General features: G+C 63.2%; 17 protein-coding genes. 7 read left to right on the plus strand and 10 right to left on the minus strand.

Annotated elements, in window-relative coordinates; translation table 11 throughout:
- Positions 1 to 201 precede the first annotated feature (201 nt).
- The 4 genes from WFK61_RS21635 (at position 202) to WFK61_RS21650 (ending at position 4,178) form a co-directional block, all read left to right on the plus strand.
- Positions 202 to 462, plus strand: a complete 261-nt coding sequence (locus tag WFK61_RS21635) for a WGR domain-containing protein (protein ID WP_336814189.1) — start codon at positions 202 to 204, stop codon at positions 460 to 462.
- Positions 463 to 1,037: 575 nt separating this feature from the next.
- Complete coding sequence (locus WFK61_RS21640) at positions 1,038 to 2,219, plus strand: tyrosine-type recombinase/integrase (RefSeq protein WP_336814136.1); 1,182 nt, start codon at positions 1,038 to 1,040, stop codon at positions 2,217 to 2,219.
- Positions 2,216 to 3,181 (plus strand): tyrosine-type recombinase/integrase, encoded by a 966-nt coding sequence (locus WFK61_RS21645; protein WP_336814137.1) that lies wholly within the window; start codon positions 2,216 to 2,218, stop codon positions 3,179 to 3,181. The genes WFK61_RS21640 and WFK61_RS21645 overlap by 4 nt, the downstream gene beginning before the upstream one ends.
- Positions 3,174 to 4,178, plus strand: coding sequence for a site-specific integrase (locus tag WFK61_RS21650; protein WP_336814138.1), 1,005 nt, complete (start codon positions 3,174 to 3,176; stop codon positions 4,176 to 4,178). Before WFK61_RS21645 ends, WFK61_RS21650 begins: the two co-directional genes overlap by 8 nt.
- A 92-nt stretch (positions 4,179 to 4,270) precedes the next feature.
- Here the strand turns inward: WFK61_RS21650 and WFK61_RS21655 are convergent, their stop codons facing one another.
- Entirely contained in the window at positions 4,271 to 4,456 is a 186-nt protein-coding gene (locus WFK61_RS21655) for a hypothetical protein (protein ID WP_336814139.1), read from the minus strand.
- Positions 4,457 to 4,882: 426 nt separating this feature from the next.
- Here WFK61_RS21655 and WFK61_RS21660 point away from each other — a divergent pair, with 426 nt between their 5' ends.
- Positions 4,883 to 5,161, plus strand: coding sequence for an HU family DNA-binding protein (locus tag WFK61_RS21660; protein WP_336814140.1), 279 nt, complete (start codon positions 4,883 to 4,885; stop codon positions 5,159 to 5,161).
- A 53-nt stretch (positions 5,162 to 5,214) separates the two neighbouring features.
- Here the strand turns inward: WFK61_RS21660 and WFK61_RS21665 are convergent, their stop codons facing one another.
- The 6 genes from WFK61_RS21665 to WFK61_RS21690 form a co-directional block, all read right to left on the minus strand.
- Positions 5,215 to 5,370, minus strand: a complete 156-nt coding sequence (locus WFK61_RS21665) for a hypothetical protein (RefSeq protein WP_336814141.1) — start codon at positions 5,368 to 5,370, stop codon at positions 5,215 to 5,217.
- 1,485 nt (positions 5,371 to 6,855) lie between these two features.
- The gene (locus WFK61_RS21670; protein WP_336814142.1) at positions 6,856 to 7,401 is read right to left on the minus strand and encodes a hypothetical protein; all 546 of its coding nucleotides are present in this window, start codon (positions 7,399 to 7,401) and stop codon (positions 6,856 to 6,858) included.
- 326 nt (positions 7,402 to 7,727) lie between these two features.
- Positions 7,728 to 8,039 (minus strand): DUF736 domain-containing protein, encoded by a 312-nt coding sequence (locus tag WFK61_RS21675; protein WP_336814143.1) that lies wholly within the window; start codon positions 8,037 to 8,039, stop codon positions 7,728 to 7,730.
- 914 nt (positions 8,040 to 8,953) lie between these two features.
- A complete protein-coding gene (locus WFK61_RS21680) occupies positions 8,954 to 9,895 on the minus strand; it encodes a hypothetical protein (RefSeq protein ID WP_336814144.1) in 942 nt (313 codons plus the stop codon).
- Positions 9,895 to 10,251 (minus strand): hypothetical protein, encoded by a 357-nt coding sequence (locus WFK61_RS21685; protein ID WP_336814145.1) that lies wholly within the window; start codon positions 10,249 to 10,251, stop codon positions 9,895 to 9,897. Before WFK61_RS21685 ends, WFK61_RS21680 begins: the two co-directional genes overlap by 1 nt.
- 71 nt (positions 10,252 to 10,322) lie before the next feature.
- A complete protein-coding gene (locus WFK61_RS21690) occupies positions 10,323 to 11,249 on the minus strand; it encodes an ArdC family protein (protein ID WP_336814146.1) in 927 nt (308 codons plus the stop codon).
- Between the two features lie 310 nt (positions 11,250 to 11,559).
- Between WFK61_RS21690 and WFK61_RS21695 the strand changes: the two genes are divergently transcribed.
- Together WFK61_RS21695 and WFK61_RS21700 are read left to right on the plus strand one after the other, a co-directional pair.
- The gene (locus WFK61_RS21695; RefSeq protein ID WP_336814147.1) at positions 11,560 to 11,862 is read left to right on the plus strand and encodes a type II toxin-antitoxin system Phd/YefM family antitoxin; all 303 of its coding nucleotides are present in this window, start codon (positions 11,560 to 11,562) and stop codon (positions 11,860 to 11,862) included.
- The gene (locus WFK61_RS21700) at positions 11,859 to 12,332 is read left to right on the plus strand and encodes a type II toxin-antitoxin system VapC family toxin (RefSeq protein ID WP_336814148.1); all 474 of its coding nucleotides are present in this window, start codon (positions 11,859 to 11,861) and stop codon (positions 12,330 to 12,332) included. The genes WFK61_RS21695 and WFK61_RS21700 overlap by 4 nt, the downstream gene beginning before the upstream one ends.
- A gap of 20 nt (positions 12,333 to 12,352) precedes the next feature.
- Here the strand turns inward: WFK61_RS21700 and WFK61_RS21705 are convergent, their stop codons facing one another.
- The 3 genes from WFK61_RS21705 to WFK61_RS21715 form a co-directional block, all read right to left on the minus strand.
- Complete coding sequence (locus WFK61_RS21705; protein WP_336814190.1) at positions 12,353 to 12,757, minus strand: type II toxin-antitoxin system VapC family toxin; 405 nt, start codon at positions 12,755 to 12,757, stop codon at positions 12,353 to 12,355.
- Entirely contained in the window at positions 12,757 to 13,002 is a 246-nt protein-coding gene (locus WFK61_RS21710) for a type II toxin-antitoxin system VapB family antitoxin (RefSeq protein WP_336814149.1), read from the minus strand. Before WFK61_RS21710 ends, WFK61_RS21705 begins: the two co-directional genes overlap by 1 nt.
- 101 nt (positions 13,003 to 13,103) lie before the next feature.
- Positions 13,104 to 13,691: a hypothetical protein gene (locus WFK61_RS21715; RefSeq protein ID WP_336814150.1), complete on the minus strand. Its 588-nt coding sequence runs from the start codon at positions 13,689 to 13,691 to the stop codon at positions 13,104 to 13,106.
- Positions 13,692 to 13,929 lie beyond the last annotated feature (238 nt).

The raw sequence follows: 13,929 nt of genomic DNA on the forward strand, positions 1-13,929 counted from the left end.
GCCTCGACCGCGCCATCGGCTGCGGGAGGATCGTGACCGGAGGCCGAAACCGAGTAGCGGGTTCGGTGCGCTATCGCGCATAGAGCCGTCCGCTCGTCAGAGCGGCCCGCCCAAATCCGGATCGCGGGAAGGCATCGGTCGCCCCTAATCGATTCAGGAAACTCATTGGACGCCGACTCCGCAGCGCGGGATTCTGCCGAGATGATCGCGCAGCCCTATAAGCTCTACGTCGAGCGAACCGACACCGCGAAGAACTTGGCGAGGTTCTACGCCATGAGCATCGAGCCGACGCTCTTTGGCGAAGTCCGATTGACGCGCCGCTGGGGTCGGATCGGCGCACGCGGACAGACGATGGCCCACAGTTTCACCCGCGAGGAGGAGGCTGTCGGGCTCTTCCTCGACCTGCTGCGTCAGAAGCGGAAGCGCGGTTATCAACCGAGGAGATCCGCGGCCCAATATTGATGCAATGGTGGCGGTTGTTTGAGCCGAGGAACCCTTTGCGGGCGGCATGCTGCGGCGCAATATCAAGTCTGCCCCTCCAGGGCGTTTCCTCCCAAAACTTCACCCCGTCGGCGCAGTCGGCGGGGCCTTTGGCATTCGCTCTTAGCGTCGGTGAGGCAGCATCGCCCCGTTGATGGCAAACCACCTGGACCCGCTTCGGCTACGTCTGACAACCTACCGGCGACGCCGGTTCGGCTCGCGGCGCCCGGTCATAAATCGCGGCCATCGTGTGGGGTGGCTCTGCGGCACTTGCGGCCCCGGCTCAATGAGCCGGCCCGCGCTCGTGCGGATCGAATTCGTGGTTATGCTCAGCTCCGCATAACCACGATTATGATCCGTGGGACATTATGACCACCTCCCGGTGAATCAACCGAAGCATGTGCAGCTCAAGCATCCCCGAGCTGCACATAATCCAGTCTGCTCAGTCGCATCGTTCTGTAGGCAACATGGCACCCGCACTCCCACCATGAAAGGAGAACGGGTATGCCGACAGCATCTCAAACGCGCCTTTGTACAGAAGATCCCGATAACATTTTGTGGCCGCATTCGGATTGCTTTCGGACTATCTCGCCCAAGGCCGCTATCGCGATAGACGTCACCGAATATACATCGCCAGCGTCCTTCATTTCGGCAGTTGGCTGAGTTCATGCGGCCTTCCGCTGGAATCTATTGACGAGGATTGCATCGGCGAGTTCTTGTCGGAACACCAGAGCGTTTGCACCTGCAAACATCGCATGCCGTCCAACGTAATCACCTTGAGGCCGGCGTTGAGCATCCTACTTCGCGTGCTGCGCGCCGAAGGTGTCGTCGGGCAGCCCGTGCCAAGCGCCATAGACATCGAGATATCGGCATTCGAGACAACGTTGAAAGATGTTTGGGGGCTATCGCTCGAAACATGCCGTCATCGATGCGGCACTATCCGGCGCCTTTTGATCGCTCGGATTCGTGCTGATCAACCGATCGCCAACTTTCTAACACCTTCCAATCTGCGCGCTTTCGTCATGGGCGACGAATATAGAAAACCTCGCACGATCCGCTGTCACGCAAGCGCAGTTCGGTGCTATCTGCGCTATCGGGCCCTGCTTGGTGACGACGTCCGCCTCCTACTGCATGCCGTGCCGACACCGTCATTCAAGCCGCCGATGGATCTTCCGGAGGCATTGTCGACAAGCGAGTTGGAGGAGCTGCTTCGGATTTCATCCACGCTGGGCCGCAGTAGAAGGAGGGCGCACGCCATTGTTCGATGTCTCGCCGACCTTGGGATGCGATCATTGGAGGTGGTCCGACTTACCCTGGACGACATTGATTGGGAGAATGGCCTAGTCAGGGTGCCAGCATCCAAGTCGCGCCGCCGTGACTTCATGCCGTTACCATCCGTTACTGGAGAGGCGCTCGCGGACTACATAGTCCATGAACGACCACCGAGCGTCCGACGAGAGGTATTTGTTCGTCATCTCGCGCCAATCGGAGAACCCGTTGGCAGACGTGTCGTGCAAAGGACATTGCATACGGCATATCGACGGCTGGGATGGGAGCGCACACGTGTCCACATCCTCCGGCATACGATCGCCAGCAATCTGGTCAACGATGCCGTGCCGCTGAAGCAGGTTGCAGATGTTATGCGCCACCGCAGCGTTGTAACGACCGCCGGCTATGCCCGCGTCGATTCCACGAGATTGTCAGCGGTTGCCCTGCCTTGGCCGGGAGAAAGCGCATGATGACGCATCCCACCATGCTATCGCGAGCAGAGGCTTATCTCGCCTATCGCCGTCATCTTGGATTCAAACTCGATCGCCCTGGCGACCAAACCCTATCCTTTGCCCGGTTCGCCGACGACATAGGCCACCAAGGCGCGCTCACATCCGAAATCGCGGTTCGCTGGGCCAAGGACGCTGCATCGCGCGGCGATCCCTTTACGTGGGCACGGCGCCTCGACATTCTGAGACCGTTCGCCCTGCATCTCACAGCGGAAGAACCGGATACGACCTTCCCAGCGACGAGTCCTTTCGGCAGTTCGAAGCGGCGGCTCGCACCTCACATCTTCGCCCCAGAAGAGATAACGGCCATCCTCTCCGTCGCTCGAAAAAATCGCCGCGCTTGCGCTGCCGGTACCCTGATGTTGCCTCCGCTAATCGGGTTGCTCGCATCCACCGGGCTTCGCATCTCCGAGGCGCTGGGGCTGCAAATCGGAGACCTCGACCTGAAGGCAGCGCATATCGTCGTCCGGCAAGCGAAGTACGGACGCCAGCGTATCGTGGCGCTTCACCCAACGACCGTAGCCGCCCTGAGCGCATTCGTCGAGGAACAGTGCCGGGGATTCCGGTGCAGCCGAAACGATCCACTCTTCAAGAATGAGCTGACGGGTGGCGTCTTAAGATACGCGAACGTCCGGCACGCATGGAGCCGGCTGGTGCTGAAAATCGGGATCAGACCCCGGGGGGAGCATCCATCCGTGCGGCTGCATGACCTGAGACATACATTCATATGCCGACGGATCATGGATTGGCAGGCGAACGGGGCGGACGTCGATGCGGCGATGATGATGCTCTCGACTTATGTTGGCCACGTCAACTTGCGTGACACCTATTGGTATCTCGAGTCGGTCCCTGAATTGATGGCCTTGGCTGGCCGCCGGTTTGAGCAACGTTTTCATGGGGCAGAGGGAGATTGCGATGAATGATCTTGCCCCATCTTTCCCGAGGCTGCTTCAGAGCTTCTTCGTCGAGCACCTGTGCCAACAGCGGGCGGTCAGTCCCTGCACGATCGCGGCCTACCGCGACACCTTCAAGCTGCTCTTGACGTTCGCCGAACGGTCGATCGGCAAATCGCCGACCGAACTGAGCCTTTCGGACTTCAACGCGGATATGGTGCTTGGCTTCCTCGATCATCTGGAGCGAGACAGGGGAAATAGTTCTCGCAGCAGAAACGCGCGCCTGTCGGCCATCCGCTCCTTCCTGAAATATGCCGCTCATGAGGATCTGACGGCGATCACGACGATTGAGCGTAGCCTTGCGATCCCGCAAAAACGGCACGACAGGCCCGTACTCGGCTATCTCACCCGGCCTGAAGTGGAAGCGATCATCAGCGCGCCCGATAGTGGAACATGGGCGGGTAGGCGGGATCGCGCACTGTTTGCATTCCTCTACAACACCGGCGCTCGTGTCTCGGAGGCGATTGGCCTCCGCGTTGGAGATGTCGTCCTGGAGATTGCGCCGGTTGCCCATCTTCGGGGGAAGGGTCGCAAACGCCGTAGCGTACCGATTTGGAAGGAGACCGCGAAGACACTCCGAAGATGGCTCGACCATCTCGATGACAAAAATCCCGAGGCCTATCTGTTTCCCAGTAGCTTGGGCGGTCGGATATCGCGCTCGAATGTCACGCAGCGGCTCAGCCTTGCGGTCGAAGCGGCTTCTCGCACGGTGCCCAGCCTGAAAAAGAAATCAATATCGCCACACACCTTCCGACATACGACGGCGATGCACCTCCTGCAGTCTGGCGTGGACTTGACCGTGATCGCTCTTTGGCTGGGGCACGAGGATCCGAGCACCACACACATCTACATGGAAGCAGATCTTGCAATGAAGGAGGCAGCGCTAAGCCGTTTGCAGCCAGTTGCTTCGCAAGGTCTGAGATATCGGCCGCCGGATCGGCTCAAGGCTTTTCTTCAGTCGTTGTGAGAGGAATTTGCTGCTGCGGTCTCTCGGCCAGCCAATCGACGCAAGATTATGTGCAGCTCGGGGATGCTTGAGCTGCACATGCTTCGGTTGATTCACCGGGAGGTGGTCATAATGTCCCACGGATCATAATCGTGGATGGGCTCAAGGTCGTCGTCGGCGTCGAGCTCCTCGCTGGGCAGGACGCCGTAATGGTCGCCGGACTTGAAGAGCGTGACCGGGACCATGAGGGTGCGGGCGAGGTGGAAGGCATGGTCCCGTGCGAGGCTGAGATCGGACATGGTATTGAGGCTCCATCCGGAGCGGGGGAATTCCCGCTCGATGGCTCCTCGAAGGGCCGGCCCCGGTCGCGATCACCGCGCGGGCTTCAGCCAAGCGGCCGCAGCTTGCTAGCGGCCCCCCTGTGGGTTGATCGTGGAAGATCCGGGGATGGACCAGGACGCCATCACGAGAGAGCGGGATTGCACCGCGTCAGTCGAAGCCGCTGACTGCATGGCCCTCATCCTCCAACGACACCCGGCGCCCCTCGCGCTTTGGATGCTGGCCGGCACACTCGACCGCTCCGGTGACGCGGCCCGAAATCCGCCGACGTAGAACCGCGCCGCATCTTGACGGGATCACGGTGCGTACGCCCTATACCGGACGCGTCGCTATTCGGCGCCTACGCACAGATTTGACGACCAACGACGACACCAAGGAGCGCCCCGATGGCCACCACTGCTGAGATTGTCGACAAGATTGCCGCTGATCAGAACCTGACGAAAGCGCAGGCCAAGGCCATCGTCGACAGCGTGTTCAAGCAGATCGCTGAAGCGGCCAAGACCGGCGCTGAAACGAATATCCCGGGTTTCGGGAAATTTAAGATCAAGGACATGCCGGAGCGCGAAGCCCGCAATCCCGCCTCCGGCGCGACGATCAAGGTCGCGGCTTCGAAGAAGCTGAGCTTCACGCCGGCGAAAGCCGTGAAGGATGCACTCAACGGCTGAAGCCCCCGACCGCGAACGGCAACACTGCCGTCGTCGACATGCGAAGAGGAGGCTCACGCCTCCTCCCTCTCGCGCCGCCGATCCGCCTCGGCGAGTAGTTGGTCGAGACGTGCCTGCGTCTCGGTGCGTTCCTTGCGGGTGAGGATGCATTCCGCGAGCTCCGCGCGCAGCTCGGCGATGTCCGCGTAGATGTCGAAAGCGTTGTTCATGTGAACCTCCAATGTCTCGATGACGGGAGGCCGCCACCGGTCATTGGAGGTCCGGGGCAAGGATTGCGTCAGCAACCGGCGGAGCCGGCGGGTGGGGGAGCCGATTTCGTTGTCGCGCAGCGGCGGCGAAATTGGGGGCACCGCCCGTCCTTGCGGCGGGCCGACTGACGGTATGCTCATTACCCCAGAGAGAAAGACGGCCTGGCTCCACGGTGCCGCTTGCTCGCGGAAACGCGGGCTCTCGGCTCTGATCGCCTGGCTCGACAGAGCGTCGGGCCGGGCGACGCCGGTGGAGAGGAGAAGGACGCGGTTGCACCGCCTCCCCGGCGTATGCTCACCACGGGATCTCCGCGTCCGGATCGGGGGATTGTGTCTTCGCGGCGAACCACTCTGGCGCCTGCTTCATCCGGTCAGCCGCGACGGACCAAAGAAACGGCGCATGGGAGCCGCGATTTCGGCCTCAGGCTTTATTCCCGGTTTCGCTTCCGCTATCGCCAAGTCTGAAATCAACGGCGAGGATATTGTGTATCAGGTCAAAGCCTTCACGCGGACCTCCAAGGACAGCAAACGCGCCGCCACCGCGGGCGAAGCGCTTCGACTCTTTCGCGAGATGCAGGCTGGATCCGGCGTCACATCTTGCGCGTCTTCCAGAAGGGTGTGCTGGTCAGCCAGTCCGAACTCGAGCGGGCGGCGAACCGTGAGCAGAACCTGCGCGCCTGACGTATCGAGCTGCTATGGCCTTGCTATGCACAAGACGCATAACCGCCTTCGGTAATGCTGCGTTGCAAAATGACCGGCGCAGATCGATATCTGCCCCACGGTTGTTCCGAACGGGCTCCGCCACCTCCTCCCGGCGTCGACCCCGTTTCAGCCGTTCCCCTCGGAGATATTCGGCGTGTCGCCGAATGTTTCAAACTTTCAAGGCCAGCTTCCGATAGGGACGCTGGCCTTTTTTTTCGCGCACAGCCCGGCCCCATGTTTTGCGACCGATGCACGCCATGCAGACAATTGGATGATGGGTTTCGCTCGACACGCGACGCGGCGCCATCCGCAGCAGCAATCGCTCAAGAAGAAGGGCCCGTAGGCCCTTGAGGTTGCCTGAGAACCAGGCTCTGGGAGAAATGGAAAGGGTCTCGCTTTCCGCAAGGGCAGGTTAGCCAAACGGAAGGGCAACGCAAGAGACCGCGATCGCTTTCCAGCAGAACCGTTAAGAAGCTGACATTCTGCTGATCATCCGTCGACGGCTCGATGACCGATGTGTTCGAAGACGACGGGGGTCGCAAACGGCCGCGAGCTAACCGGCGGGCCAGCTGACAGTATGCTCAAGGCGACACAGAGAAAGACGGCCTGGCTCCACGGTGCCGCGCGCTCCCGGAAACGCGGGCTCCCGGCTCTGATAGCCTGGTTCGACAGGGCGCCAAGCTGGTCGACGCCGGTGGAAAGATGAGAGGGAGGCGGCCGCGACCGCCGCCTCCCGGTATCTGATCACCACGGAATCTCGGCGTCCAGATCGAGGGATTGCGGCCTCCCGTTCAACCGCGCCGGTGCCTGCTTCACCCGATAGAATACGATCTCGGACGCGAAGCCCAGACAGGATTCCTTCACGATGGCGGGCAGGAGCGACGGGAGCCCGCATAACCGCTCCTTGGGGATCGGGAGGAACAACATGTCGTCACCGAGCTGCCCGCGGCAGCCTGTGACCGGATTGACGAAGCAGCCATCGCGCCCAACGCGATGCCATCCGCCGAGGCTGAAGGGGCTGATTTCGTACCAGTAGCTGTCGATCCCGCGCTGGCGCCGTCGCAATTGCCATGCGAGATCTTCGCGCAGCTCAGGATCGGTCTCGCAGAGCGCCCGGCTCTCGAAGGCGAGGTAATCCTGCAGGTCGGCCCGCAATTCCGTGAGGAGCGCGAGGACGTTGTCGTGGACCTCTCGGGGGAGGTCGTTGTCGCAGCCGATGCGATTGGCGCGGACGAGGTCGCTGAAGCAGTCGAGCATCATGCTGTAGTAGACGGCTTTCTGGGCAATCATGGTGTTCTCCTTTCGTCTCGATGACGGCAGGGGCCTGCACCGAAGCCGCGAGGGGTCATGGAGCGCGTAGCGCCCGCCAGCGGCGGCGAGCGGGGAGCCGGATTTCCGACCCGGCCGCGGCCGGGGCTGAAATTCGGGGGGACCGCGATGTCCTTGACGCCGGAGCGGCAGGTGTACACTGCGACGTCAGAGAGAGGGAAAACCACGGCGCCGGTCAGGCGCCGTGTCCGCTTGCCGGCGGCAGCCGGCCCAGCTCCCGTCGCTCGAACCTTGGTCGGCCGAACATGGAAATGGCCCCGCCGTGTGGCGGGGCCGGGGGCCGGACGTCAGTCCCGGTTCGACCGGGACCAGATCAACTGGAGACCTTCCTGGCCCTCCACCTCGACCAGGGTGGCGTAGATCGGAGCCGGGAAGCTCGGGTCGTCAAGCTTAACCGAGAGGTAGTCGCGGCCGCTCTGCTCCGAGTGCTTCTGCCAGGCCGCACCGAGCTCGACGCCTGCGGAGAAGATGCGGAAGTGCGGGCCCTTGTCCGAGGGGTTCTCGATGCGCTCGAAGCGGGCCTTGACGTTGAGGGTGAGGGTCTTGATCGCGCCGGAGAAGCCGGTGGCGGAAGAGGTGAAGGTGCCGATGTTAGCCATTGTGCCGTTCCTTTGCAGTTTCGGGCCGCGCCTTCGCGGCCTCGATGGCTGTCGACAAGACCGGGGACGATCGGACCGCACCTCGCAGAGGCCGAAATGCAATGGAGGACGGCAACTGGCGATTTTGTTAGTGGGTGAGGAATGACGGCGCAGCCGGCAGGGGTCAGAAAATCTACGGCGCCGTTGCGGGAGGACGATCGAGGCGAAGCCGTTCTCCGGTCAGACATGCCCCATCGAGCCCGCGGGAGGGACGGCCGGCATAAGACCGGAAAGGAACCGCGATATGGCCGCGGCCGTGTCGGCGCCTCCACATCCGCCAGCAGCTCACACTGGAACGATCCGCCCGTCGGCTCTCCACGGATGCGACAACCCTCTGCCTCGACCTCCGAGGTCCGGCCAACGCGTCGCGCTATTCTCGGTATCGGAACGTGCTCGCGCGCCGGCACTATCCGCAGCTGAGGTGCCGCTTGCCTCCATGGCAGGCCTTTGTGAGGGGCCGGGTTTTCCGCCGCCCCTCCTGCCACCGCCACTGAAATCGAAGGTGCGGCCAAGCGAAGCCTGCTCTGATCGCCAGGCAATCCGCCGCCACAGAACCCTGTCCAAGCTGGCCCCGCTGCCAGCGCGGAGCCGCAAGCATGAAAGGGTGTGGATCGCGATTCGCATAAGATCGATTATGGAACATAATCCTATTATAGGGTTTGTTTCATAGCGGCCCCGGACAGGCGCTCCAGCAAGATTTCCCGATGGTGCGCTGTATAACGCCGCTGGACAAACGATCGTAACCGGACCCGGCGGAGACGGCCGCAGGCTGGCTCCGTGCCGCAGGCATAGAGCGAGGCCGCCCGGAACGGGCGGTGACCCCAACTGGATCATGACCTGGTGCCTGTCACCCCGGACGTGGAAACCGCCATGGATCAGACACCGCAGATGCCCTCGCATTCGTCGCCGAAAAGATCGAGCTGGCCGTAGTCGGCAGCGGTCGAGAGGTCCGCCTCATCGAGCGGCACGCAGGAGCGATGCAGGAACACCTCGCCGCGAATACCGCGCAGTCCGGCCCGCAGGGCTCGGTCGACCTCGACGGCGTCGGCCCAGGCCTCGACATCGTGGTCGCGCATGTCGCGCCAACGGCCGTTGTCGTGAAACGGACAGCCGATGCAGGCCGATTTCGGCGGCTTGGGATAGCCATGACGGCGCAGCCAGGCGAGGCAATCGCGCCGGCTCATCCGCTGTTCGATCAGGGGAAAGCGTTTGACCTGCCACGCCTCGAAGCTCGGCTTGGCGCGGATGATCTCGTCGGTCGAGATTCCGATCCAGGCCTCGACAACAGCGTAGGAGGGAGAGCGCTTGCGCGTAAGGTCGGCAAGCTCCCGCACCTTCCTGCGGATCGGCACGATCTTGAAGTCGGTCGTGCATTGCCTGCGGATCATCCCAATCGAGATCGGCTCGCGCGATGTGCTGCGCGAGCCGATCTCGATGATTTCGCCCTCCTCATTCTCGTCGTAGACCGACAATTCCGAGCCGGCCGGAATGACGGTCTTCGCAAAGGCCGGGATCGAGGCCCAGCGTTTGCCCTCGCCGGCGCCAACGAGCTCCTCGCGAATGTTCCCGGCGGAGACGATGTGAACGGGGAAAGGCAGCACATTGCCGGTCCTCAGCCAGTCGAGGTGCTGGTAGACGGCCTTCGGCTCCCAGCCGGTATCGGCGAAGATGGCGCAATCGGGCATGGGCTGGATCTCGCCATGGGCGGCCATCAAGGCCATCGTCGTGGACTGCACGCCGGCGCCGAGGCTAAGGGCGCGCAGACGGATGGCCGAGGGCGCACAGTCCTTCGCGGCCGGGTTCGGGGAAGCCAGCATCAGGGCCCCTCCCCATCATGGCCATCGAGCCACAGCCGAAGATCGCGGCGCATTTGCCCGATTGGGCCGTAGATCTCACGCACCCGCGCATCGCTGACGACATAGCCACCCGTGCGGAACAGCTCGACCAGATGGCGCATGACATCGAGCCCCGGCCAGCGTGTCCCGAGATCGCGGACCTTCATGGCGGCGGCCACTTGGTCCGTCATGCGCGCATCGTAGGTCTCGATCGGGGAGCTGGCGGCGCGAAAGCCGAGATGCGCGGAGAGTAAGGCGACTTTCGCCTTTTCGCCGTAAGGATCGACGGCGCGCAAAGTCTGCCAGAGCGAACCGTCATACCGTTGGATCGCCGGCACGCAAGCCGGGCCGTTGCGCTTAGTCACCGAGCAGGCGAGGATCAGCAGACGGGAGGAAGAATGGGCAGCCGTTATGCGGCCTCCCGTTCTTCGGAGGCCGCCGGCTGAAGGCCATGCAGATAGGCGACAGCGCGCTGCGCATGCGCCGCAGCCTGGAAGATGGCGCGCTTGTCATCGGCGAGTACGCGCAACCAGGAATCGAGGTAGGAAGCGTGATCGGGACGCGGTTCGAGTTCGGGAACGATGCCGAGGTCCGCGCAGAGGAAGCAGCTTCCGAGCTCGGCGATCAGTTCTTCGCGGGCGCGCTCGCTCTTGTCCTTGGCGTAGCGGGACAGATCGCGGTTCAGGCGATGGGGCGCCGCTGTCCAGTGCGTCGCTTCATGGCTGAGGGTCGCCACATAGGACTCCGCGTCGCGGAACGTGGCGAAAGGCGGCATCTGGATGAATTCAACCGCGGGAGCGAAGAACGCCTTGTCACCGCCATGACGGATCACGGCGCCGGTGTTCGCAAAGTAGCGGTCGGCGTGCTCGATGCGCTGGATAGGGTCCCGGACCGACTCGGCCTCACCGTAGTATTGCTCGGGCAGCCTATCGATCTGGGCGACATTGAAGACTGTGTAAGCCTTCAGGAACGGAATCTCGCGATCGAATTCCTCGCCGCCGCAACCGACCTTCGTCTTGGTGAAGCGGCTGGCGAAGACGACGATGGTCCCGGTTTCGTCCTTACGGACGGCCCCGCCGAGCTCAAGCGCCTGTTTGAATGTCATCCAGGTGGGCGAGGCGAAGCCGCGGGCCATCGCCTCGGACCAGAGCAACAGCACGTTCATGCCGCCGTACGGCACGCCATTGTGCCGCAGCGGGCGCGTCACCCGGCCGATGGCATTCCCGGCGCGCCAGGGCTGCATCCAGGGTCGCACCCCCTTTTCCAGATCTGCGACGATCTTCTCTGTGATCCGGGTGTAGATGTCCGCCCGTTCGCCTTCATTCTTCCTTGTCATGGTCCTGAACCTCCATCGTGGAGGTCGCGCCGCTCGCGACCCCGTCACGGCGGTCCGCAGAGCCGGGGTCATCAGGGAGGGCGCGCACCCGAGCCGAGCCCATGGCAAAGCCAATGGGATGGCGAAGGGCCAAAACGCATGTGGAGGACGGCGCAGCCGTTGCGCGGCCTGCCCGCCCCCGGCAGGACCGCAGCCGGAACGGGGTCGCGAGCCGCGCTTCCCCTCTCCTTCTACGCTCATCCATCGGCACGGTCTGGCATCATGGCTCGGGATAGGCTATATATCTGACTATCTGACTAGGTGCGCGGAAATGGCCAGGCAGGCAGGACTGACGAAAGCAGGGCGAACTGGAAGCCAGGGGGCGACAAGCCGCTGGAAGCTGGAGGACGCGAAGGCCCGCTTCAGCGAAGTGGTGCGCCATGCCCGCGAGGACGGACCGCAGCGGGTAACAGTGCGTGGGCATGATGCTGTCGTCGTCATGAGCGTCGAGGAGTTCGAGCGCCTGGTCCCTCGGAAGCCCAAGCCTCCCTTCGTCGAGTTCATGGAAGGGCTTCACCTCAATGGCCTCGACCTTGAACGTGAGCCCGATCGCGGCCGGGATGTCGAGCTTTGAAGGGCTGGCTACTCGACACCAATGTCGTCGCCGCGCTGATCAATCCCCACGGTGCGCCCTCCGTAAAATCCTGGGCCGCCGGCCAGGACGAGGAGACCTTCCATATCAGCATTCTGACCCTCGCCGAATACGACAAAGGCATCCATAATCTGCCCGACGATCATCCTGACCGGCCGCGCTATGCGGCCGCCCGTGACACATTGGCCGAAAGATTCGGTGCGCGCGTGCTGTCGCTCTCTGACGATATCGTGCGTCGTTGGGGGCGTATGTCCGGAGAAGGGAAGCGGGCAACCGGACACGCCCCACCGGTGATCGATTCCATGATCGCCGCTGTGGCGATCGAGCACGAATTCTATCTCGTCACCCGCAATGTGAAGGACACACGCGGCTCCGGCGCGACCGTGTTTGACCCGTGGAACGACGACCCGGCCATGTTCCCGCTAAGCCCGCAGAAGAAACGACTGAAATAGCACCCTGAGTGACCGGGCGATTACGGCACGGTCTCAATGTCGGTCTCGCGAAACTCGTCGGCGGTCGCGAGGATCGGGACGCGGTAGTATTTCGCGCAGGCATAGTGCAGGCAATCGCCGAGGTTGAGGCCGCGGCGTCCGGAGCGATAGCGATGAACTGCCGAGAGGGAGAGCGTCGTGGCGCGTTTTGCCGGCGGCAGATCGCGGATATCGATGCCGCGCTCGTCCAGGAACTCCAGCATCAGCGGCTCGACCGCCTCGACCGACAGGTTGAATTTGTCCGGGCGCGTCAGGCCCAGAACGGCCTCGAGCACGGCAACCGGCGAGGTGATCCGCTTCTTTGCGCTGGCGAGCGCGTGGGACACGCGCTCGGCCTCCGGCTCATCCGACAAGACGGCAATGATGGCGCAGGCGTCGACGAACATCACGTCTGATCCCACAAATCGTCGAAGGCCTCTCGCGGCAGCGGCTCTCTTGCCTTGTCGTTGAGAGCGATGCCATGTTTCTCCCGCAGCCGTGCCGCAGTCTGCTGCGGCGTCTCGACATTGCGCCGCCGCTCGATCGCCTCCTTCATGGCGATGACGATGGCATCGGTGATGCTGACGCCGGCCATGCTGGCGAATTTCCGCGTCAGCGCGTCGGCCTCCGGATTGTTGACATTGATCGGCATGGCAGCCTCGATGTAGATAGCATCGAAATTGAATGTAGATACCGCGATCTACATTTGCAAGGCAGCGCGAAATGGGCGGGGCCGGAGCCCCGCCCTACGGCCTAGCCGAAGGCGGCCATCTGGAGTTCGGCCGCCTTGCGGTCGACGGATGTGCCGATGTTATCCATCGGACGCTCGAAGGGCTTCCAGCTCTCGCCGACGACCTGTTCGTAAGCTCGCACGGCGCCCTCGGCCGCCATGAGGAGCGCGTGAGCCTGAAGGCCCATGTCGGCGGCGAACTCGCGGCGGCGTTGGGCCTTTCCGTCGAAGCCGACCGGACCGTCCAGATCCTCGTCACGATCGTCGCAGGCGGATTTAGCGGTAGCGTCTCGCGCCTCGGTGACCGCGCGGGTGTAGAACTGGCCGGCGCCATGGGCCGAGCCGACATAGGCACCGACGATACGCTGGAGGTGGATCTGCATCGCCCGCTCCGCGAGACCCTCGCTGAGGCTGTCGGCGGTTTCGACGATCAGGCGCTCGTGCAGGTCACGGATGCCGTTGCTGTCGAGCACGGCGAGCCCGAAGCTCTCCGAGATGCGCGTGGCCTGCGTCGCATCGGGGCAGGCGAGGCGGACCATTTCGAGGGTGGTGCCCTTGCGCAGTGGCACGACGCGGGCGGTCTGACGGGAAGATTGTGCGGTCTTGGCCATGTCGTCATCCTTTCTTCGGTTGCTCCCGGGGAGCCTCGCTGGCGCTTGCCGGCATCGCCTCGGGTGCGGTCGAAAGGAACCGGCGCAAGCCGGGCGGTTCACAGGTCCGGCCTTTGCCAGGCGAGCGGGCCGGGGGTGCGGACGAGCAGGGCTTTCAGCCCTCGCGAAGGACGCAAGTCCGGCTTGCGAGATCGGCGAAGGCCGGCCGCCACGCGGCGCGGCACGCGACCTTGAAATG

Origin of the sequence: Allobosea sp. MMO-172 (assembly GCF_037147855.1) — a bacterium.
Classification (GTDB): domain Bacteria; phylum Pseudomonadota; class Alphaproteobacteria; order Rhizobiales; family Beijerinckiaceae; genus Allobosea.